22 protein-coding genes are annotated in these 19669 nt (G+C 62.9%); 14 read left to right on the plus strand and 8 right to left on the minus strand.

The window, feature by feature from the left end; all coding sequences use genetic code 11:
- Positions 1–4 precede the first annotated feature (4 nt).
- The 3 genes from NKJ08_RS22130 to NKJ08_RS22140 all read right to left on the minus strand — a co-directional run bounded on the left by NKJ08_RS22130 (position 5) and on the right by NKJ08_RS22140 (position 4046).
- Positions 5–1648, minus strand: coding sequence for an FAD-binding oxidoreductase (locus tag NKJ08_RS22130; protein ID WP_352783308.1), 1644 nt, complete (start codon positions 1646–1648; stop codon positions 5–7).
- A gap of 324 nt (positions 1649–1972) precedes the next feature.
- On the minus strand, positions 1973–2932 hold the full coding sequence (locus tag NKJ08_RS22135; RefSeq protein ID WP_352776679.1) for a hypothetical protein: 960 nt from the start codon (positions 2930–2932) through the stop codon (positions 1973–1975).
- Between the two features lie 73 nt (positions 2933–3005).
- Positions 3006–4046, minus strand: coding sequence for a CapA family protein (locus NKJ08_RS22140; protein ID WP_352523217.1), 1041 nt, complete (start codon positions 4044–4046; stop codon positions 3006–3008).
- 172 nt (positions 4047–4218) lie between these two features.
- Here NKJ08_RS22140 and NKJ08_RS22145 point away from each other — a divergent pair, with 172 nt between their 5' ends.
- The 7 genes from NKJ08_RS22145 (at position 4219) to NKJ08_RS22175 (ending at position 12770) form a co-directional block, all read left to right on the plus strand.
- Entirely contained in the window at positions 4219–5472 is a 1254-nt protein-coding gene (locus NKJ08_RS22145; protein WP_352523216.1) for a hypothetical protein, read from the plus strand.
- Positions 5473–5586: 114 nt separating this feature from the next.
- A complete protein-coding gene (gene uvrB, locus NKJ08_RS22150; RefSeq protein ID WP_352523214.1) occupies positions 5587–8754 on the plus strand; it encodes an excinuclease ABC subunit UvrB in 3168 nt (1055 codons plus the stop codon).
- 56 nt (positions 8755–8810) lie between these two features.
- Positions 8811–9146, plus strand: coding sequence for a hypothetical protein (locus NKJ08_RS22155; RefSeq protein ID WP_352523213.1), 336 nt, complete (start codon positions 8811–8813; stop codon positions 9144–9146).
- Positions 9147–9174: 28 nt separating this feature from the next.
- The gene (locus tag NKJ08_RS22160) at positions 9175–9636 is read left to right on the plus strand and encodes a hypothetical protein (protein ID WP_352523212.1); all 462 of its coding nucleotides are present in this window, start codon (positions 9175–9177) and stop codon (positions 9634–9636) included.
- Positions 9637–9962: 326 nt separating this feature from the next.
- Positions 9963–11486: an ABC-F family ATP-binding cassette domain-containing protein gene (locus NKJ08_RS22165; RefSeq protein WP_352776677.1), complete on the plus strand. Its 1524-nt coding sequence runs from the start codon at positions 9963–9965 to the stop codon at positions 11484–11486.
- Positions 11487–11906: 420 nt separating this feature from the next.
- On the plus strand, positions 11907–12335 hold the full coding sequence (locus NKJ08_RS22170; RefSeq protein WP_352523208.1) for a VOC family protein: 429 nt from the start codon (positions 11907–11909) through the stop codon (positions 12333–12335).
- Between the two features lie 81 nt (positions 12336–12416).
- A complete protein-coding gene (locus tag NKJ08_RS22175) occupies positions 12417–12770 on the plus strand; it encodes a DUF1428 domain-containing protein (RefSeq protein ID WP_352523207.1) in 354 nt (117 codons plus the stop codon).
- Between the two features lie 13 nt (positions 12771–12783).
- On the opposite strand, the gene NKJ08_RS22180 is transcribed toward NKJ08_RS22175, so the two are convergent.
- From NKJ08_RS22180 to NKJ08_RS22190, 3 genes are all read right to left on the minus strand, one after another.
- On the minus strand, positions 12784–14418 hold the full coding sequence (locus NKJ08_RS22180) for a sulfotransferase (RefSeq protein ID WP_352783313.1): 1635 nt from the start codon (positions 14416–14418) through the stop codon (positions 12784–12786).
- 182 nt (positions 14419–14600) lie between these two features.
- On the minus strand, positions 14601–14867 hold the full coding sequence (locus tag NKJ08_RS22185; RefSeq protein WP_352523204.1) for a DUF1488 family protein: 267 nt from the start codon (positions 14865–14867) through the stop codon (positions 14601–14603).
- Positions 14868–14876: 9 nt separating this feature from the next.
- Positions 14877–15059 carry a hypothetical protein gene (locus tag NKJ08_RS22190; protein WP_352523202.1) on the minus strand — a complete coding sequence of 61 codons (183 nt, stop codon included), beginning with the start codon at positions 15057–15059 and terminating at the stop codon, positions 14877–14879.
- Positions 15060–15395: 336 nt separating this feature from the next.
- Here NKJ08_RS22190 and NKJ08_RS22195 point away from each other — a divergent pair, with 336 nt between their 5' ends.
- From NKJ08_RS22195 to NKJ08_RS22210, 4 genes are read left to right on the plus strand one after another with little or no spacing between them, the layout of a single operon-like run.
- Positions 15396–15662, plus strand: a complete 267-nt coding sequence (locus NKJ08_RS22195; RefSeq protein ID WP_352523201.1) for a hypothetical protein — start codon at positions 15396–15398, stop codon at positions 15660–15662.
- Positions 15659–15904, plus strand: coding sequence for a hypothetical protein (locus NKJ08_RS22200; protein WP_352523199.1), 246 nt, complete (start codon positions 15659–15661; stop codon positions 15902–15904). Before NKJ08_RS22195 ends, NKJ08_RS22200 begins: the two co-directional genes overlap by 4 nt.
- Positions 15905–15949: 45 nt before the next feature.
- Positions 15950–16087, plus strand: a complete 138-nt coding sequence (locus NKJ08_RS22205) for a hypothetical protein (protein ID WP_352523197.1) — start codon at positions 15950–15952, stop codon at positions 16085–16087.
- A gap of 34 nt (positions 16088–16121) precedes the next feature.
- Positions 16122–16346 carry a hypothetical protein gene (locus tag NKJ08_RS22210; protein ID WP_352523196.1) on the plus strand — a complete coding sequence of 75 codons (225 nt, stop codon included), beginning with the start codon at positions 16122–16124 and terminating at the stop codon, positions 16344–16346.
- Between the two features lie 10 nt (positions 16347–16356).
- Here NKJ08_RS22210 and NKJ08_RS22215 read toward each other — a convergent pair whose 3' ends face one another.
- Positions 16357–16755 carry a Kazal-type serine protease inhibitor family protein gene (locus tag NKJ08_RS22215; RefSeq protein ID WP_352523195.1) on the minus strand — a complete coding sequence of 133 codons (399 nt, stop codon included), beginning with the start codon at positions 16753–16755 and terminating at the stop codon, positions 16357–16359.
- A gap of 509 nt (positions 16756–17264) precedes the next feature.
- Between NKJ08_RS22215 and NKJ08_RS22220 the strand changes: the two genes are divergently transcribed.
- From NKJ08_RS22220 to NKJ08_RS22230, 3 genes are all read left to right on the plus strand, one after another.
- The gene (locus tag NKJ08_RS22220) at positions 17265–17477 is read left to right on the plus strand and encodes a cold-shock protein (RefSeq protein ID WP_006202520.1); all 213 of its coding nucleotides are present in this window, start codon (positions 17265–17267) and stop codon (positions 17475–17477) included.
- Between the two features lie 227 nt (positions 17478–17704).
- Entirely contained in the window at positions 17705–17917 is a 213-nt protein-coding gene (locus tag NKJ08_RS22225) for a cold-shock protein (RefSeq protein WP_292418807.1), read from the plus strand.
- A 174-nt stretch (positions 17918–18091) separates the two neighbouring features.
- Entirely contained in the window at positions 18092–18502 is a 411-nt protein-coding gene (locus tag NKJ08_RS22230) for a BA14K family protein (RefSeq protein ID WP_352523193.1), read from the plus strand.
- A 69-nt stretch (positions 18503–18571) separates the two neighbouring features.
- On the opposite strand, the gene NKJ08_RS22235 is transcribed toward NKJ08_RS22230, so the two are convergent.
- Entirely contained in the window at positions 18572–19213 is a 642-nt protein-coding gene (locus tag NKJ08_RS22235) for an MBL fold metallo-hydrolase (protein WP_352523191.1), read from the minus strand.
- Between the last annotated feature and the right edge of the window lie 456 nt (positions 19214–19669).

Raw genomic sequence — 19669 nt, forward strand, 5'->3', positions numbered from 1 at the left:
GCCCTCAGGCCGTTCCGATCAGTGCTTTGATGGCGCGATAAAAAGTAGACGAAAACAGCTCGCCCGGATCGTATTGCCGCTTCTTCGCCAGGAAAGACGGCAGTTCCGGATAGGAGGCAAGCAGCTCCTTGCCCGTATAATGGAGCTGGTAAGGCAGGAAAAACCGCCCGCCATGCTTGATCGTCACGTCGATCAGCGCCCTTGTCAGCGCCCGCATCCTGGCATTGCCGTCGGCGTCGGTCGGCTGATTGATGTAGAGCACGAGCGAATAGGCCGGCTCCGGCGCATAATTCAGCGCCACATCCTCTTTGTGGACGATGCGCACCGAGGCGTTGAGCACCGGCAGGCTCTGGTTGCGCAGGATCTCGCGCGCTTCCGCGATGAACGGGTTATAGGCTGCCCGCGGGATAAAATATTCATGCAATATGTCGGTTTCGTCGAGCAGGTCGTTGAACAGATAGGGCACTGAATCGTGCATCGGGTTGTTGCGCGTGACCAGGCAGGCCTCGCCTTCGGCCATTGCCGTCGTCCGCGCCACAGTGCAGCTCTCGAATTTCGGCTCCAGCGTCTTTTCGGTGAACCATTTCAGCTCCTGGAACAGGCTGCCCCATTTCGCCAGGTTGATGATCACCCGCTTGAGCCCAACCGAACCCGGTTCGCCGATTGCCGGCTGGTCGGCCGGCGGCTGGTCGGCCACCTTGTCGTAGCGGTAGACGATCATGTCTTCGAGGAAGTTGCCCGGTGCCGTCGACAAATGGCCGTAGAACAGGCCGATGTCCCTGTTGGGCTCCAGCACCTCGGCAAAGAATTTCGGAAAATCGTCCGATTTGATGATCGCGCGCGAGGTCCGGTAGACGGCGTTGTCGACGATGTCGAGCGTCGCCTCCAGCACCACGCCGAACAGGCCGTAGCCGCCGACGACGTGGCGGAACAGCTCGGTGTTTTCGGTCGGTGAGCAGGTCGTCACCGAGCCGTCGGCCAGAATCACCCGCATCGAGCGGATCGAGCCGGCGACCGAGCCGGCCTGATGGTCCATGCCGTGGGCGTTGACCGACAGCGAGCCGCCGACCGAAAAGATGTCGGTCGACTGCATCGCCTTCACAGCGAAGCGCGGGTGCAAAAGGTCCTGGATGTCGTGCCAGCGCGCGCCCGGCTGCAAGGTCATCGTCTTCGCCGCCGCATCGACGCCGACTTTGTTGAATTTGCGCATGTCGAGCACCAGCGCATTGTCGTCGAAGGCGTGGCCGCCCATCGAATGGCGCACCGCCGCGACCGAGATCTTTAGGCCATTGGCCCGGGCAAAGCCCAGCGCGCTCGCAATGTGGTCTTCCTCGCTGACTTCGACGACGCCGTAGACCGGCGTCACCGACAGGCCGCTGGCATCGTTGATGTCGCCACCCTTGGTCAGCCATGGCAGCGATGGATCGTACGCCGGCGCGTTCTCCAGCGGCTTCAGCGCCAGGTCGATGCCGTCAATGTCGGCGATGCGCCCGGAATTCTTCTGCCCCGACGGACCACGCGCCAGCCGCGCCACGGTCGTCCCGCCCCACAGCATCGCGCCGCCGACTACCGCCGCACCCAGCAGCAACCGCCGCGACAGGCGAAACCCCTTGCGTTCCTCGACCGTAGCCCCACCCCACTGTCCCATCGATAGCGCCGGATTGAGACAAAAACCATACCGGCGCTTGACGGGAGCGCCGATACGACATGAAATCGGTGGCCAAAGAACAGATAAAGCAAGCATATCGGCTGTCGCGCCGCCCCTCATCCGCCTGCCGGCACCTTCTCCCCGTATAGTGACGGGGAGAAGGGAGTAACTGCAACCTTCGCGCTCATCTTGCGACGTCGAAAACTGGCGAAAGCGTTGATGAAAGCGCCTTTCTCCCCGTCACTATACGGGGAGAAATGCCCGGCAGGGCAATGAGGGGCGGCGCTAACGCGGAAAAACGATGCCTTCCGGCTATTCCACCGCCTAGTCCTTCACACCGATCTTGCGCACCAGCGCCGCGGTCGCCAGGATCGCGCCCATGTCGGCGATCATCGGCGCGACATGCTTGGTGTAGTCGAGGCGCGTGGAGATGTCCGGCAACTCGAAAAAATTCCTTTCCTGCGGCAACAGCAGGAAACCGTCGCTGCCGTTGAGCGCAACGCGTGCCGGATCGTTCGGCCGGGTTTCGCCGAGCCATTGCAGTGCCTGCGCCAGCCGGCCGGTCACCAGCGGCCGCGCCGCCTCGATATTGTCGGTGCGGAACTCGTAGGCGGCATCGAGCTCCGGCACGCCGCAGGACAGCTCCTGCATCTTGCTGCCGAAAATGCCGCGGAAGAAGCCGACGGCCCTGTTGGTCCGGCGCGCGGCCACCAATGTGCCGGGGAACGGCACGATCGTCTCGAAGGCGACGATGACGCCCTTGAACACTGCCGTCGTGCTCTTGCCCGTCCCTTCCCGGAGATCTGCTTCGTAAAGCTCGAACGGAAACTCTTCGTAGCGGCCGGAGAAAACATCGTCGAAAGACTGTCGGTTGAACGGACCAACCGTCTCGCGCGGCAGCCGGTCGAACGAATTCGGCTTGACGTTGTGCCGGTACTGCATGTCCTCGATGAAGCCGAAGATGACCGGCAACAGCGTGCTGCGAAACGACTGCTGCAATTTGCTCGCCGGCTTGATCGCTTGGAAATAGAGCAGGATCGCAGCCAGGAATCCGCCGATATAGAGGAACACATGTGGGGTCGAGAACCACTGCTCGTTGGGGTCGGCAACCCCGTTGAAGAGCCAGGCCACAAACGCGACGAACACCAGCACCAGCCCGATGAACAGCGGCACCCGCCAGCCCGTCTGACGATGGGCCGAAGCCCTTTCGGCCTCATAGGCCTCGATGTCCTTCTTGATGCCGGCGATCACCGCTTCGCTCGGCATGAAATCCGCAGTTTCCATCGCCAACCCGCCGTCACAAGCCTGCCCGTGTGGGGCATGATAGCCGGTTTTGCGGGCTGCGTCAGCGCAGCCATCAACGCGCGGCACCGAGGATCGCATCGAGGCGGGCCTGAGCCTTTTGCCTCGATTTTCCCGCCAGCGCTTCAACCGGCACCAGCCGCTCATGGTCGCCGGCGCGCAGCCGCATGAAGGCATGCAGCCGGTAGGCGGCGATGGCCCCGCGGGTGCTGGGATCGGCGCTGATATCGACGACGAAAATGGCGCCGATGCGGCCGGGCCAGGGCTGGCGCGCCAAGGCAGTGCCGAAGAAATCGCCGAGTCCATAGGCGACGAGCGTCTTGCCGATCCGCTCGATCGGCTGCACGACATGGGCATGATGTCCGGCGACCAGGCCGACGCCATGTTCGGCCAGAAGCCGCGCCAGTGTGCGCGTTTTCGCACGCGGAAAATGTCGGAATTCCCAATCCCAGTGCGGTACCACGCATAAGAGGTCGACACCCTCAGCGGCGTCGCGCGGCCATTGCGCCGGATTGCTTGCCATCGAGACACGGCCCCCGAACTGAGCCGCGTCGGCATTGCGCCAAAGGGTGAAGGCGGCAAAGCCTATTGTCAGCGCTCCGACCGCAAACCGCTCGACTGGAGCCCCAGCACCGATCGTGCGGATGCCGAGCCGCGCCACCGCGGCGACCGTCTCGTCGAAGCCCGCAATGCCCTGGTCGAGCACATGGTTGTTGGCCAGCGACAGCACCAGTTTTTCGCGCGAGATACCGGCGGCTGCCAGCGCCTCGGCAAGAAACCGCTCGCTCATCGCATGGCGCGTGCCAAGCCTGGTGCCCAAGACAGCACTTGGCCGTTCCACCACCGGACTTTCGCAATTGCCGACCACGAGATCGGCCGAGGCGAGCAGTGCCGCAATCGCCGGATCGCATTCCGGCGTATCGCGATTGGCGACTGCCGAGATATCGCCGACGAAAGCCAGCCGCACCACCCGTGCCGGCATCGGCTCGAGCAGGGTCGCTGCCGCCGGCGCGAAGCCGCGGTCGTCGCCGTCGAGCGAAGGCCGGAGGAAGCGCGGCAGCCATGACAGTTTGTAGGAAAGCGGATAATTCGACACGCGACGCCCAATGGTTTGCCCTGTGTAGACCGTCTGCCGGATCGGTTGAAGCGTCGACTCTCAGCACAGATGAAATACAAATGAAATGATGACCGGCCTGTCCGAAGGTAACAGGCACCGTGAACCAAATGGGTGTATGGTTCGTGCGGAGCGACAAAGAGGGGCGACCAAGATGACGCGTTTTTCGAGGCTGATGGCAGGCGCCATCGTTCTTTTCCTGCCGCTGTCTTCGGCCAGCGCCGCGGCTCCCGAACCGGCGGCCCTGTTCGAGGCAAAAACCGTGGCCGAACGCGACAGCGCCCTTGCCGCGCTGGAAGCCGCAGCGCCCGGCGATCCGGCATCGGCCTATGCCGCCGGCGCCGGCGAATTCTTCACCGCGTTGGAGATCCTGGCCAGCGGTCTGCACCGCCACGGTTTCGACAGCCCGCAATCGTTCATGCTGCCGCTGATGCGGCTGCCGGTGCCGGACAATGCCAATCCCGAGCCGCTAACCTACGAACAATTCCGCGCCATTCTCGTCGCCTTCCGCGACCGGTTGGAGAAATCCGCCGCCACGCTCGGCTCCGTGCCCGCCGACGCGGAGATCGGCATGGTCATCGACCTCACCCGTCTCGGCATCGACCTCAACGAGGACGGCACGATTGCGCCGGACGAAAGCGCTGCGGCGATCATGGCGTCGCTGTCACGCGGCGGCGGTGCGCCAGACGCGGCCGCACCCGCCCTCACCTTCCGCTTCGACCGCGCCGACGGCTATTGGCTGCAGGGCTATGCCGAGTTCCTGATGGCGCAGGCCGATTTCTGGCTGGCACATGATTTCAGCAACACGTTCGACGGCTCGTTCCACATGCTGTTTCCGCGCGCAAAACTGCCGCTGCAGGACACGCTCGTGCCGCTGGACGGCGGCATGAATGGCGGCATTCTGTCGTCCGAATGGCGCCTCGCCGATTTCATTTCGCTGGTCCATCTGATCAACTGGCAAGTGGTCGAGCCAGAGCGCCGGCAAGCGGCACGCCGCCATCTCATGGAAATGATCCGGCTGTCGCGCGAGGACTGGAAAGCCATTCGCACCGAAACCGACAATGACCGCGAATGGCTTCCCGGGCCGCAGCAGAAAGGCGCCAGCCCACTCACCGGCCTCGAAGTCGGTGAGCAGCAGGTGCAGGCCTGGCTCGGCGCCCTGGCTATGGCCGAGGATCTTCTGGAGGGCCGCACCTTGCTGCCGCATTTCCGCATCGCCGACAAAGGCATCAACATGAAGCGCTTCTTTGATGAGCCAAAGCCCTTCGACCTGGTGCTGTCGATCACCGGTCCAGCCATCGCGCCCTATCTCGAACGCGGGAAGATTCTCACCAGCGAGGAGTTCAACCAGATCCAGCGTCAGTTCGGCGGCGCCGGGTTTCTGACATTTGCGCTGTGGTTTAATTGAGGGGCATATTTGGACGCGCCTCCTGACACCCTGCTGTCAGCAGCCAAATTGCGCCTCGCGCCCCTCACCACTCCGCTCTTTCCATTTTGGCCGATACCTCCCATATTCGGGGCCATGGCCAGACTCTCCGACAAGAAAACGCCGCCGCCGGCGAATGACGATCGCGCTTCGCCCCCCAAGCGGCGCAGCCCGCTGACCGATTTCCTCGATGCCTCGGAGCCGCTGCACAAGGGCGGCTTTGCCGAAGCGCCGCAGGCCGAGTTCACCGGCGCGCCGCTGACCGGCTCGATCGCCGACTGGGCCGAGCAGATCGAGCAGGAAGCCGAGAAGGAAGGGCGCCTTTCCGGCAAAGACGGCGGCAAATCGCCGAAGCCGGCGAAGAAAATCCCCGAGCGCTCCTCTTCCCCCGGCCGTACGGCACGCGGTACCTCGATGGGCGGGGCGGCCTCGGCGCGGGAGCGCACTGCGGCCGGTCTCAATCCTGTCGCCGGCCTCGACGTCTCACTGGAAGAGGCCGAGACGATGGCCTCGGGCGGCGTCACCGCCACCGTCGCGGCGCTGTCGGCGCTGATCGAATCCGGCAATCCGCTGCACAAGGACGGGGTGCTGTGGACGCCGCACCGCCCTGCCCGGCCGGAGAAATCCGAAGGCGGCATCGCCATCAAGATGGTTTCGGATTTCGAGCCGGCCGGCGACCAGCCTACGGCGATCAAGGATCTCGTCGAGGGCGTCAACAGCAACGACCGCACCCAGGTTCTGCTCGGCGTCACCGGCTCCGGCAAGACCTTCACCATGGCCAAGGTGATCGAGGAGACGCAGCGCCCCGCTCTGATCCTGGCGCCCAACAAGACGCTTGCCGCGCAGCTCTATTCCGAGTTCAAGAAATTCTTCCCGGAAAACGCCGTCGAGTATTTCGTCAGCTACTACGACTATTACCAGCCGGAGGCCTATGTGCCCCGGACCGACACCTATATCGAGAAGGAATCCTCGATCAACGAGCAGATCGACCGCATGCGCCACTCGGCGACGCGTTCGCTGCTCGAGCGCGACGACGTCATCATCGTCGCCTCGGTCTCCTGCATCTACGGTATCGGCTCGGTCGAGACCTATACCGCGATGACCTTCCAGATGCAGATCGGCGACCGGCTCGACCAGCGCGCGCTGCTCGCCGACCTCGTCGCCCAGCAATATAAGCGCCAGGACATCAACTTCGTCCGCGGCTCGTTCCGGGTGCGCGGCGACACGATCGAGATCTTCCCGGCCCACCTTGAAGACCGCGCCTGGCGCATCTCGCTATTCGGCGACGAGATCGAGGCGATCACCGAATTCGATCCGCTGACCGGACAGAAGACCGGCGAGCTGAAGAGCGTCAAGATCTACGCCAATTCGCACTATGTGACGCCGCGCCCGACCTTGAACCAGGCCATCAAGTCGATCAAGGACGAGCTCAAGCACCGGCTGGTCGAACTTGAACGGGCCGGCCGCCTGCTCGAAGCGCAGAGGCTTGAACAGCGCACCCGCTTCGACCTGGAGATGCTGGAAGCGACCGGCTCCTGCGCCGGCATCGAGAATTATTCGCGTTATCTGACCGGCCGCCAGCCTGGCGATCCGCCGCCGACCTTGTTCGAATACATCCCCGACAATGCGTTGGTCTTTGTCGACGAAAGCCACGTCACCATACCGCAGATCGGCGGCATGTATCGCGGCGACTTTCGCCGCAAAGCGACGCTGGCCGAGTATGGTTTCCGCCTGCCGTCCTGCATGGACAACCGGCCGCTCCGCTTCGAGGAGTGGGACGCCATGCGCCCGCTTTCCGTCGCGGTTTCCGCAACGCCCGGCGGCTGGGAGATGGAACAGTCCGGCGGCGTTTTCGCTGAGCAGGTCATCCGCCCGACCGGCCTGATCGACCCGCCGGTCGAAGTGCGCCCGGCCAAGAGCCAGGTCGACGATGTGGTCGGCGAGATCCGCGAAACGACGAGGGCAGGCTACCGCACGCTGGTCACCGTGCTGACCAAGCGCATGGCCGAGGACCTGACCGAATATCTGCATGAGCAAGGCATTCGCGTGCGCTACATGCACTCCGACATCGACACGCTGGAGCGCATCGAGATCCTGCGCGATTTGCGGCTCGGCGCCTTCGACGTGCTCGTTGGTATCAACCTGTTGCGCGAAGGCCTCGACATTCCCGAATGCGGTTTCGTCGCCATCCTCGATGCCGACAAGGAGGGCTTCCTGCGCTCCGAGACATCGCTGATCCAGACCATCGGCCGCGCCGCCCGCAACGTCGACGGCAAGGTCATCCTCTACGCCGACCAGATCACCGGCTCGATGGAACGAGCGATGGCCGAGACCAGCCGCCGCCGCGAAAAGCAGATGGAGTGGAACCAAGCCAACGGCATCACGCCGGAATCGGTCAAGTCGCGCATCTCCGACATCCTGGACTCGGTCTACGAGAAGGATCATGTCCGCGCCGACATCTCGCAGTTCACCGACAGCGCCGGCGCGATGATGGGCAACAATCTGAAAGCCCATCTCGACGCGATGGACAAGCAGATGCGCGACGCCGCCGCCAACCTCGACTTCGAAAAGGCGGCCCGCATCCGCGACGAGATCAAGCGGCTGCGCGAGATGGAACTGTCGATCTCCGACGATCCGCTGGCCAAATATGCCGACATGGAAAGCCCCGTCTCCGGCCGCGAGAAGGGCAAGCACAACAAGGGCGTGGCCAAACATCGTACATCAGAGGAACAGGAGCGTTTCCGCAAACTCGACGAGGCACGTGCCGCCGAAGAGGCGGCCCGGCCCAACCTCTTTCGCAAGCCCGCGCTCGACGAGATGGGCGCCGACGGCGCCGTACCGGTCAAGAAGCCGCTCTTTGCCAAACCGTCGCTCGACGCAATGGGGCCGGGCACCGACATGCCGACGCCGGCCGGCGCGGTGTCGCGTTCACTGTTCAAGAAACAGTCGGCCGAAGAAGCGCACGGCTCCGATTTCGGCATCCCCGGAGAGCCGACCAAACCGCTGTTCAAGAAAAACTCGCTCGACGAGATGACAGTGCGCCGGACCGAGAAGCCGGTTGAAGGAAAGGTGCCGGCCAAGCCACAGCCGATCTCCCCCCGTGTGGGGGAGATGCCCGGCAGGGCAGAGGGGGGCGCGAAGGATCGCAATGATTCTGCCAAACCCATTGTCCGCGAACGTGCCGGCATCGGTTCCTACGAAGACCCCGCCGACGCCCGCCGCGAAAAGCGCCGGCCCGGCAAGACGGGGCGGCCGGGGCGGTAAGGCTTCGGAGATCAGTAGCGGTTGCGGACTTTCAGCGCCCGCGCCTAGAATGAACGATGGTGGTCGTTCGCAGACTTGAAGAGGAAGAGTTCAAGGCTTGCTTTGTGCAGCCTATGGCAGACGTCACCGCCACGGCGGACGCTGCCGTAGACATTTGGCAGTATGTCGATGCGCTGGATCTCGATGAACTTGGCGTGCCTTATTTGAACGACGTCCACTATGTCTACCGCGACGCCCGGAACCGGTTCGACCAAGTTTTGATCGGCACAGGCCGGTTCAACACCGTTCTCGTGATTGTTGTCGAGCTCGGCAGAAGCACGGTGTTCGGGCATTTCCTGCTTGACCTGAACAAGGAATTCGGAGCAAGCGGTGGCCACTTGAGGTCCGTCTAATGTCGTCCGTTTTCCCTGAGACAATGGTATGATGCTACTTCCAGACAGTTCCACTGAAGTCTCTTTTGAACCGTCGATCGACGCTCGCTTTCCATATGCGGACGCAAGTTCGGCTTCAGCTATAATCGCGCAGGGGTGGTCGATCTCGCTCAACGCAGCCTTTTGTGTTCTCCACGAGCTATGCCGCCCACCGGTCGGCAAGGCAGTTTCGAAGGAAAGATTGCTTGAACTTGTCGAGGAATGGTCGATGGGACCTGATCATCCACTAAAACAACCAGTGCTTCGCTGCGCACAAGCTCTCATTCAGGACGAGCCGCTGCCGTGGCGCGAAGCTTCTGCCGTGATGCAACAAATCGGGCTACACGAAGGCCAGCGGGCGGCACTCGCGATCGCTTACTTTGCTGGCGATAGTTCCAGCAATGAAGGCGATACTACCCTAGGCAACACTGATCATCGCATTCGTCAAACTTGGGCGATCAAAGGCGTCTAGAGAGCGCAAAACCGTCGTGTCGAATCAGCCGGGCCCGACCAGCCGAACACGCCCCCTTGCCATCGACCCTGCCCTTGGTGTAGCCTAGTTCCCACACTGGAACGTCTTGAAAGGGCGTGTTATTTTCTCACCACCGTCAGCGCGGCCCTGTCTCTGCCCTGCGAGCTTGCTTGCAGGGCTGACCAGAGACGGTCCGGGTTTTTCTTCCCGCTTCGATTTTTTGGTCCGCCCTTTGTGGTGCTGCAACGCCGAGCCTGATGGCCAGCCTGCGCACCGTCAAAGTGCATTGAACCGGAACTCACTCCGGCCAGACCAGAGAAATCGACATGGCCCTGATCAGCCTCAAGTCTCTCGGCGTCACCATGCGTGCGCCGCTCTTTTCCAGCCTTGATCTCGGCACCGGCGACCGGCTCGGCATCGTCGCCGCCAACGGGCGCGGCAAATCCACTTTGCTGAAGTGCCTGACCGGCGAGATCGAAGCCACCACCGGCGACATCACCCGCACGCGCGGCCTGCGCGTCGGCTATGTCGAGCAAGTCGCCCCGGCAGCGCTGGCCGGGCGCAGCTTTCATGAGGTGGTGGCAGATGCCTTGCCGTCCGAGCAGGCCGAAAGCGAGCTGTGGCGCGTCGATGTCGTTCTCGATTCGCTCGACGTGCCCGAGCCGATGCGTGAGCGGCCGATGCGGGCCTTGAGCGGCGGCTGGCAAAGGCTGGCGCTGATTGCCCGGGTCTGGGTCACCGACCCCGACGTCCTGCTTCTCGACGAGCCGACCAATCACCTCGATCTCGCCAAGATCAGTCAGCTCGAGATCTGGCTGAACGCGCTGCCGCGCGAGGTGCCGGTGGTGATCGCCAGCCACGACCGGGCGTTTCTCGACGCGACGACCAACCGCACCCTGTTCCTTCGCCCCGAACAATCGCCGGTGTTTTCGCTGCCCTATTCGCGGGCGAGGCTTGTGCTGAACGAGGTCGACGCCTCGACCGAGCGCAAATTCCAGCGCGACATGAAAGTGGCGCAGCAGCTGCGCCGGCAGGCCGCCAAGCTCAACAATATCGGCATCAATTCCGGCAGCGACCTTTTGACGGTCAAGACCAAGCAGCTCAATCAGCGAGCAGAGCGCCTGGAAGACGCGGCAGCGCCGGCACACCGCGAGAGATCGGCGGGCGCCATCAAGCTCGCCAATCGCGGCAGCCATGCCAAGGTGCTGATCACGCTCGACGATTTGGGGGTCGAAACACCTGACGGCACGCTGTTGTTCAGGACCGGCAAGCGCCACATCTGCCAAGGCGACCGCATCGTCCTGCTCGGCCGTAACGGCGTCGGCAAATCACGGCTGATCAGCCTGATCCGGAACGCCATCGTCGAGCCGGAAACGGCGGCGCAAAGCCTGAAGGTGACGCCGTCGACGGTGCTCGGCTATAGCGACCAGGCGCTGTCGGGCATTAGCGGCGACGATACGCCGCTGGCCATGCTGTCGCGCAGATTCGACGTCGGCGAGCAGCGTGCCCGCTCGCTGCTGGCGGGCGCCGGCGTCAGCATCGACATGCAGGAGCGCAGGATCGGCGTGCTGTCGGGCGGACAGAAGGCGCGGCTGATGATGCTGGCGCTCAGGCTCGCCAATCCCAACTTCTATTTGCTCGACGAGCCGACCAATCATCTCGACATCGATGGCCAGGAAGCGCTGGAAGCGGAATTGCTGGAACATCAGGCGAGCTGCCTGCTCGCCTCGCACGATCGCTCCGTCATCCGCGCGGTTGGCAACCGCTTCTGGCTGATCGAAAAACGCCGGCTGACCGAGGTCGACAGCCCGGAGGAATTCTTCCGGGAGGTTGCCGAAGCGGGCGGTTGAAGGATTGCGGAAAAAAATTCCGGCGCTCTGTCGGATGATGATCGCATGCCACGTCCTTGGGACGCCGACACGGTGATGCCGGCGCCAATCGAGGAGAAAGCATCATGTCTATTCTGTCATCCATAGGTCACGCCGTGACCCGTTACTCGGCGGCTCGCGCCCGTTATCGCAGCGAACGCGCCATCCTTTCATTGCCGATGGAATTGCGCAAAGATATCGGCTGGCCGGAGATTGTCGTCGACGCGCAAAACAGCCCGCGGATTCGCATCGCAGGATGAAGGAGACCAACTGGCCATCGCGGCAAGCGCCATTTCGAGCCCGCACTCGGCATTTAAAAAAAACATCGGCCGTGTAGGACTGTCACCGTCTCATTCGTCCTGTGGTTCGCAAAGGCAAACCAAACGCAAAGAGGAGCACGACATGAATGACCAGCCGCAGACCCAGCCCGCCGCCAAAGTTCTTGGCGGATTGACTCCCTACCTTCAGCTGGACGGCGCTTTCAAAGCCGCCGAATTTTACCAAAAGGCCTTCGGTGCCGAGCAGGTCTTTGCCTATCCGCCGGACGAACAGGGCCGCACCATGCATATCCATCTCCACATCAACGGCTCGACGCTGATGCTTTCCGATTTCTATCCCGAGCACGGAATGGCCGCTGTGAAGCCGCAGGGCTACACAATGCAGCTCCATCTCGGCAGCGACGACATCGACGACTGGTGGAAACGGGCCGTCGAGGCAGGCTGCAAGGTCGCCATGCCGCTGCAAGTGATGTTCTGGGGCGACCGCTGGGGCCAGCTGACTGACCCCTTCGGCGTGGAATGGGCGATGAACGCGCCGGTGAAGAAAGCCTGACCTTTCGCGAATGGCGAGGCGCCCTCACCGGCCGATGCCGGTGAGGCATCTCTTCGAAAAATCTCCCAGGAGGAGTCCCCCATGTCCTATGTCGATGGTTTCGTACTCGCCGTGCCGAAGGCAAAGCTCGATGCCTACAAGAAGCTGGCGGGAACCGCCGGCGCCGTCTGGAAGGAGCACGGTGCGCTTGCCTATGTCGAATGTGTCGGCGATGACGTGCCCTATGGCGAGATCACCTCGTTCCCGCGCGCCGTGCAGGCCAAGGACGACGAGATCGTCGTGTTCTCATGGATCGTCTATGAATCTCGGCAGAGCCGCGACGCGGTGATGGCCAAGGTGATGGCCGACCCGCGTCTCAAGCCGGACTGGTCGACGATGCCGTTCGACGGCAAGCGCATGATCTTCGGCGGCTTTCAGCCGTTCATGGAGCTTTAGGCGCAGCGGCGCTTTAAGCCAGCCTGTCGAGCAGCGGCTTCAGCCGGTCGCCATAGCGCTTCCACAGATCGACCGAGCCCTGGTACATCGGCTGGCGCACCTGCGCGGCGGACGCCGTGCGCACCGGCCGGTCGGTCTGGTGGAACGACAGCACGGCGTCGTCCCACGGCAGGCCGAGATGGGCAATCAGCGCCCGCGACTGGCCTTCCTGGTCGGCGACGAAATCCTCGTAGTGAACGTCGTGCACGACGCCCGGCAGCACGGTGTGCCAATGCGCCATGATGTCGGTGTAGAGATTGTGGAAATCGGCGAGTTCGTCGAGATCGTAGCCGTAGCGGTGGCTGTCGCCGCGGAAGTGCACCTTGTAGATCGACAGGCAGGTCGCCGCCGCATCGCGCGCGCAATGGATGACCTTGGCCTTCGGCAGCATCAAATGGATGAAGCCGACCAAGAGGAAATTGCCGGGCATCTTGTCGGTGACGTGCCGGAAACCCGGATAGCGGGCGTGTAGCATGTCAAGGTAGGCTTGGCCGGCCTCGGCATAGGCCTTGTCGAGCATGTCGGCGATGCCCCAGGGAAAGCCGCCCTTTATGCTGAGCGGAAACTGCTTGCCGACCGCCGTCTTCAATATGCTGAGCTCGCCGGCGCCATAGACCTGCGGATGGCTGGCGATGATCTGCTCGACCAGCGTGGTGCCGGAACGCGGCATGCCGACAACGAAGATCGGCGTGTCGTCGGCGATCCCGCTCGGCCGGTGCTTTTCAAAAAAGGCCCTGTCGAACACCGCCTTCATCGCCTCGAACTCGCCGCGCGTCTTGCCGGCGTCGTAGTCGATGCCCTGGCGGCGGATCGCGTTGCCTTCGGCGAAATAGTCGAAAGCGCGGCCATAATCCCTGAGGTCGTCATTGGCCTTGCCGAGGCCGAAGGAAAGCTGCATGCGCGCCAGGCTGCCTTGCGGCGCCTTGGCGTGCTCCGCCTCCATGCGGGCAAGCTCGGCGTCGCGCTCCTTCTGGCGCTTGACCTGGGTGAGCATCAGCCAGGCCCTGGCCAAGCCGGGATCCACCGCCAGCGCCTGCCTGAAAAGATCCGCAGCCTCGTCGAGACTGCCCTTCTCCATCAGCCCGACGCCTAGGCCGTGCAAAAGATCGGCATCCTTCGGCCGTATCGTCAGCGCCTCGCGGAAGGCGGCGAGCGCGTCATCCAGCCGGCCCGCCTCCTGCAGCGTTTCGGCAAGCCCGATGCGGGCGCGGACATGGAACGGGTTGCGGCCAATCGTGCCGCGATAAATATCCTCGGCGCCTTCGAACTGGCCGAGCTGCTTCAGCGCCGAGCCGAGATTGTCGCGCGCCGCCAGCTGGTCCGGCCGAATTGCCACCACTTTGCGGAAGAGATCGGCGGCGGCCGCGACCCGGCCGCGGTCGCGCAGCACGGTGCCTAGATTGTTGAGGAAATCCGGATTGTTCGGCTGCAGACGCACCGATTGTTCGATCAGCGCCAGCCCCTCGGCGCTGCGCCCGGTCTGGTGCAGCAAAAGCCCGAGAAAATGCGCCGCCGCGGCATGGTTTGCCTTTTGCGCCAGCACCTGCCGGTAAAGCGTCTCGGCTTCCTGCCGGCGTCCTGCCTGGTGCAGCTGCAGCGCCTGCTGCACGTACTGGTCGAGCCCCAGGGGCGGCTGCCCGCCTGAGCCGTAACGTGCGCCTGCCGGTTGTCTTGGATTTCTGTTGATGGGAAACCTGCCGTGTTGTCTGCCTGCCGCGATCTAGGCCATCGCTGCGGCGCGTGCAAGAGCAGGCGGCGGTCGCTACGAAGCGAATCCCCCGGACCGGCGGCCTAGCGGAAGTCGGCCGGCGTCAGCACATACACGGTCTTGCGGCCATACGAGTAGGCCTTGCGCGCAGCATCGTGGATCGACGAACGCTGCGCATCGAAAGCGCTGAGATATTCGGCTTCGGTTCCGCTTGCAGCCGGGCTTGCAGCCGAAAGTGCCGCAACCTCGACGAAGAACGGGACTTCGGCCATGCCGTCATGGCCCACGAAACGAATGCGCTTAGCCGCCGCGTCATAGGAGCGGCTGGGATTGGGGAAATTCAGTGTCATCGCCGCGCGTCAAATCAGGCGGTTGCTTTCGGCAAGCTGGCGCGCCCGCCGCGCCGTGCCGTCTGTGTCGGCAATCCTTCGCCTTGCCGCCTCGTCGCTTCTTATCGTGAGGCGCGGCGACATGACCTTTGTCGGCTTGACGACAGGATTGACAACAACTGTCGGGACATCCGGTGTTCTTGCGGAATTCATGACTCTATTCCCTTCATACCTAAATAAACACAAATGCCGGAGGAATTCTTCCGGAACTTCTTCAAACAATTTTTGGTGCCCCGGGGGGATCGTATCATCGTTTCGCAAATAACCATAGAAGAGTAATTTTACGCTGGTAGGGGCAAGAAGCCGGAATCTTCTTGAATACGCCGCATTTTCAGACTATTGGTATGGAACCGTTTTTGGGCCATACTTGGCCCCTCGCGGCGTCAGGGGTTCTCGGCCCGCCAAACTCATTCCAGATCGCCGACACCCGGTACCGCAATCCAGGCCCCGTTTTCGGGGCCAGGCCGGAAAGAACTTCAAGGCACAAGAATGTCTGCCCGCACCACTCATTCCATCGCGCATTTCGCGGCACCTTTCGTGCTTGGCGGGCTGGATGGCGTGCAGCCGGCCGGCGACTATGACATCGACCACGACGAGGAACTGATCGACGGCATGTCGTGGCTTGCCTGGCGCCGCGTCGCCACTTTCATCCATCTGCCGGCAAGGACGGTGAAAAGCCCGACCAGCCAGCTTGTCGCCGTCGACCACGCCGAACTCGAAGCAGCGCTTCGGCACGACCAGGAGAATGTCACATGATCCGCTTCCAGCAGAGTGCGCGGCGCACGGACACGCCGGCGCATATCTTCACCGTCGGCCAGACCGTCCGCATGAAGAGCCGCATCGGCCTTGCCCAAAAGACCGCAGAGCTGTTCCAGATCAAGAGCCGGCTGCCGGTCAAGGACGGCTCGCCGCAATATCGCATTCGTAGCGAGCAGGAGACGTATGAGCGGGTCACCACGGAAGACAATCTCGAACCGGTCGACAACCCGGCCGGCTGACCGATAGCAACATCCACATTACCACCCACGCACGAGGGATCAGAAATGGCCAAGGGTCAACAGCGCAGCAACCGCGAGACACGCAAGCCCAAGAAGGACAAGGTGGCTGCAAAGCCGGCCTCGCCCTTCGGCTCAGCGGTCAAGCAGGCGGAGACCGGTATGAAACCCAAGTCCAAGGGCTAGGGTTCGATCGCACGACAATCTGCTGGAGGCGTGCTTGAACTTCATAATCGAGTTCTACCGCTCGCGCGATGCCGACGAAGCGACACTCGATCGAGTGTCGCTGGAGGCGCCGAACCTGCGCGCCGCCCTGCAAGGCGCCGCCACGCTGCTTCACACGCTGATGATGCCGCAGATCCCCGATCGCCTGCGCATCTCCAACGAGGACGGCGCCGAGCTCTACGCCGGCCCCGCCGATGGTGCCTATCCGGCCGAACTGTGAGGCCGGTGCGCTAGCACGGCCCGTCATCGACGACGCGATAATCCGCCGCGCGGGCCTCGCATTCATTGGGGAATGTGCGCAGTTCGCCATGGCGACGGGCACAGACCGGGCGGTATTCGCGGGTGCAGAATGTCTGCTCCTCGCCGCCGCCACCACCGCCACGGCACTCCCCTTCACGGATGATGCGGTATCCGGCCCGTTCAGCAAGGCAGGCATTGGCGAAGGTCTGGCGGTCGCCGCCGCGTCGGGCGCAGACCGGGTCATATTGCTTGGTGCAGAATTGCGGCTCCGGCCTTGGCGGGCGCGGCCCCGGCCCCTCATCGACCACGACGGTGCAGGCCGCAAGAATTGCCGACAGGAACAAGATGGAAAAACCCTGCCGCGAGAAGATTGCCGCAAGAAACCGCATGAATATTTCCTCCCTCGAAACTCCCGCCCCCGCATAAATCGCGCCTGCGTCGGCCGATCTTCGTCAATCTCGCCATTCTGCTGCCGAATGCAACCCCGTTTGCAGCCTGGCGGCATGCAAACCAGGGCGGCCTGCCGGCGCAAACCCAAAAACGGCACAGGCCTCGCTTGCTGGACCATGCCTGGGTGGCTTCTGGCCGATGACCGCGCGAAGAACCGGAACTATCGGTGCGATGCGTCGGGATGTGCCCATTTGGGCGGCCCGCGGCTCTATCTTGCAAGCATCACGTTTCCGTGCGATAAATTTTGTGTTCGGGCATTTGCGACCCGGAGAGCGGAACGTTTTGGACGACCTTTCCCCGATACTGTGAATCTCTGACAGCCCCGTTTTCGGCGGGGGGTTTTACCATGCGCCAATGCATGACTGCCGAAGCAACCACCGGGACTTGCCCACGGCGCCAGGCGGCGGGCGGAACCACCAAGACTGACACGGGTGAAGGAGTTTCCCCAATGGCCCAGACCGGCACCGTTAAATTCTTCAACGCTACCAAAGGCTTCGGCTTCATCACGCCCGATGGCGGCGCCAAGGATGTGTTCGTCCACATCTCGGCGATCGAGGCTTCCGGGCTGCGCACGCTCGTCGACGGTCAGAAGGTCACCTTCGATGTCGAGCCCGACCGTATGGGCAAGGGTCCGAAAGCGGTCAATCTCCGCGCCGCCTGATCCACGGCGTGCCGCGCGTCCTTCCGGGGTGTGAGGATGCTGCAAGGCTTTGGAGTGAATTTGAATTTTATAAAGGCGCGGCGGTTTTCGTCGCGCCTTTTGTGTTCTGGGATGCTTGCAGGCGCCCGCAAAACTTTCTCTTGCCGATAGCACTAAAATAAAGGACAAATTTCCGTCCGGGCATTTGCCGGCCCGAGACTGGACTTGTGGGATCAAAGGAGCTTCCCATGCCGCAGACCGGCACCGTCAAATTCTTCAATCATGCCAAGGGCTTCGGCTTCATCACGCCGGACGACGGGGCAAAGGATGTCTTCGTCCATATTTCGGCCGTGCAGGCGTCGGGTCTTTCCGGTCTTGAGGATGGGCAGAAAGTGACATTCGACACCGAGCCGGACAAGCGCGGCAAGGGTCCGAAAGCCGTCAACCTGTCGATCGGCTGAACCAGTCCTGGACAGAATGGACGCAGGCCGTTTGGCCTGCGGTTTTCGCCGCACGCGTCGAACCGCCAGTCAACTTTCGTTCAGCCCCCGTTCAGCCACGGTCCCATATTAATCTTCGCTAAAGCCGGACCGCATCCCCCCGAAACGACCCGGGCCGGCACGAAGGAGACCGACATGAACCGGATTTTCAAGACTGCCATCCTGTCCGCCGCGGTCGTTGCGACCACGCTTGCGACCTTGCCTGCGGCCAGTGCCGACGAATGGCGCCATCACCGCCGTCACCACGGCAACGGCGACGCCGTTGCGGCCGGCGTCCTCGGGCTTGCGGCCGGTGCCCTCATCGGCGGTGCGCTCGCCAGCCCGCAGCCCCGCTATTACGACCCGGCCTATGATGATGAATACTACCGGCCTGCCCCGGTCCGCCGTTACTACATGCAACCGCGAGTGGCCTATGCCGAAAGCTATGCGGAGCCGTGGACCCGTGGCTGGTACGAATACTGCTCGGACCGCTACCGAACCTTCAACGCCCGCACCGGCACGTTCACCGGCTATGACGGGGAACAGCATTTCTGCACCGCCAATTAACTGAGACAGTTTCCCGTCTGGAAAAGCGCGGTCGCACAGGCCGCGTTTTTTTGTTTCCGGCAAGCGGTTTCAGAGCAGGAACGGATTGCTCCGCCGCTCGTCGCCAAAGCGGCCGCCGGGACCATGGCCGCAGATGAAGCCGATGTCGTCGCCCAACGGCAAAAGCTTCTCCTTGATCGAGGCGATCAGCGCGGCGTGGTCGCCGCCCGGCAGGTCGGTGCGGCCGACCGAGCCGCGGAACAGCACGTCGCCGACATGGGCGAACTTCGCGGCCCGATTATAGTAGACGACGTGGCCGGGCGCGTGGCCCGGACAATGGAACACCTCAAACACATGTGAGCCAAACGAAACGGTCTCGCCTTCGGCAAGAAACCGGTCGGGGACACAGTTGCGCACGGGATCGGTGATGCCGTAGCGCTTCGCCTGGGCCTCAAGATTGGCGAGCAGCGGCCGGTCGGCGGCATGCGGGCCGATGATCTCGATGCCGAGTGCCTCCTTCAGCTCCATGGCGCCGCCGGCATGGTCGATATGGCCATGCGTGATCCAGATCGCCTCGGCAGTGATCGCATTGTCCTTGAGCGCCGCCAGCACCTTGTCGATGTCGCCGCCCGGATCGACGACGACGCCGCTCTTGTCGTCCATGTCGAAGAGGATGGTGCAGTTCTGCTGGAACGGCGTGACCGGCACGATGCTGGCGTTGAGCTTGCCCATATTTGTCCTTTCACTCTGTCGGAGCGCTGTGCGTCCCCTCGGACGCACCAGGAATGCTCTAACCTTGCATCAGGCCTGATGTAGAGACACACGCGAACGGCGTCCACCACCCTCACAAACGGCAGAAGACAAACGACAAAAATCAAAACGGCACAAAAGAAATGGGCGGCCGAAGCCGCCCATTTGGAAAACCTGAAACGTCGAAACTTATTTCTTCATCGCGTTCATGACCGCACCGATGATGCCGGTCAAGATAGCGCCGCCACCGGCACCGCCAATGATGTTTGGAATATTCAACGCGCTGCCGGCCCCTGCCGCCGTAGCGGCTGCTGACGGATCGACCGCGCCACCACCCAGCAGACTTCTCTGATTGGGGTCGGTGAGGTCAAGCGTTTCCTGTCTTTTTTCCGGACCATGTCGCCCCGCGGGTCACTCGCTTCTCTTCGCGGTCGGCGC

This window comes from Mesorhizobium sp. M0244, assembly GCF_040321795.1.
GTDB lineage: Bacteria > Pseudomonadota > Alphaproteobacteria > Rhizobiales > Rhizobiaceae > Mesorhizobium.